This window comes from Sphingopyxis sp. (assembly GCF_036402335.1).
GTDB lineage: Bacteria > Pseudomonadota > Alphaproteobacteria > Sphingomonadales > Sphingomonadaceae > Sphingopyxis.
In genome coordinates this window covers 1-1,529 of the sequence record NZ_DASWTD010000414.1, presented here as the reverse complement: position 1 = coordinate 1,529, position 1,529 = coordinate 1, and the positions used below count along the sequence as shown (strand labels likewise).

Genomic DNA, 1,529 nt, shown 5'->3' with positions numbered 1-1,529 from the left:
CCCGGCGGCGAAAGCGGTGCCCGCAAAGCCAGCACAGGTCACCACCGGCGGCAAATATATCGTCCAGGTCGGCGCGTTCAGTAGTGAGGCCCGCGCCAGCGCCGCGGCCAAATCGGTCGGGGGATCGGTCGCGAAGGCGGGCAAGCTCTGGCGCGTGCGCGTCGGCCCCTTTGCCAGTGAAGCCGATGCACAAAGCGCCCTCGGCAAGGCAAAGGCCAAGGGCTTCCGCGACGCGGTGGTCCAGCGCGACCGCTGACAACCGGAGCATGCGGCGGACAACAATCATCGCAAAAGGCAGCGCGGCGGTGCTGACCCTGCTCGCGCTCGCCTTTGCCTTTCCCGCGGCGTCGGCGGGCGATGCGCCCCCGAAGGATGCGCGCGCCAGGAACGCACCGGCCAAAAATGCGCCGGTCAGCCGTCCGCTCTATGTCACGCAGGCACCGATCGTGATGCTGAAGGATCTCGATTCGGGCGCGATCCTCTTTTCGCGCGGCGCCGACAAGCGCTTCGCACCCGCGTCGATGGCCAAGGTGATGACCGCCTATGTCGTGCTTGACCTGATCCGGAAGGGCGAGCTCAGCCGGGACAAGCAGTTCACCGTCGACGAAGCGACATGGAAGAAATGGAACGGCAGCAGCGGCGGGTCGACGATGTTCCTGCGCCCGCGCGAGAAAGTGTCGGTCGACGAGCTGCTCAAGGGGCTGATCACCGTTTCGGGCAACGACGCCGCTGCGGTGCTCGCGGTGGGCATCGATGGCAGCGAGGAAGCATTTGTCAAAAGAATGAATGCAGTAGCTGCTGATATTGGAATGAAATCGAGTCGGTTCGGGACCCCCAACGGCTGGCCTGACGGCGGGGTGACCAAGGTCAGTGCCGCCGATCTGATTACGCTCGCTGACCGGTTAATTCGCGATCATCCGGGCGGTTATGCGCGCTATTTCTCGCTGCCGAAACTCCAGCACGGCACATCGCCCGAGGGGAAGCCGATTGTCCAGCGCAACCGCAACCCGATCCTCGGGCGGTTCGAGGGCGCCGACGGGCTCAAGACCGGCCACACCGCCGAAGCGGGCTATTGTTTCCTCGGCTCGGCGAAACGGAACGGCCGCCGCCTGATCATGGTGGTGGCGGGGATGAGCAGCGAAAAGGCGCGGCGCGACGAGGCCGAGCGGCTGATGAAATGGGGCTTCGACGAATGGGAGGGCAGGGAACTCGTCCCCGCCGGCACGAGTCTCGGCCGCATCGACGTCGGCAAGGGCATGAAGCCTGTCGTCGCGACCGAAACGGGTATCGCGGTGCGGATGACGGTTCCCAAAGGCTATGCCGGGGGCTACCGCGCCGTCATGCGCTCGAACGTCCCCCTGACGGCGCCCGTCACGCGCGGGACGCCGGTGGCCGACCTCGTGGTCACGCCCGACGGCTTGCCGCCACAGACGACGCCACTGCTCGCCGCCGCCGATGTCGGCGAGGGGGATTGGTGGGCGCGTGCACGGACGGGATTCTACCGGCTGACCGGGCTGTGACCGGGCGTT

2 protein-coding genes are annotated in these 1,529 nt (G+C 66.6%); both read left to right on the top strand.

Translation table 11 applies throughout. The annotated features are described in order from the left end of the window. A partial coding sequence (locus VGD20_RS13545) for an SPOR domain-containing protein (RefSeq protein ID WP_331134958.1) occupies nucleotides 1-256 on the top strand: 256 nt, incomplete at its 5' end. A gap of 10 nt (nucleotides 257-266) precedes the next feature. Further along, the gene (locus VGD20_RS13540) at nucleotides 267-1,520 is read left to right on the top strand and encodes a D-alanyl-D-alanine carboxypeptidase family protein (protein ID WP_331134957.1); all 1,254 of its coding nucleotides are present in this window, start codon (nucleotides 267-269) and stop codon (nucleotides 1,518-1,520) included. The last annotated feature ends 9 nt before the right edge of the window (nucleotides 1,521-1,529 follow it).

Excerpts from the sequence above, each read along its gene's own strand:
- VGD20_RS13540 (WP_331134957.1), top strand. The coding sequence starts at position 267 with ATGCGGCGGACAACAATCATCGCAAAAGGCAGCGCGGCGGTGCTGACC.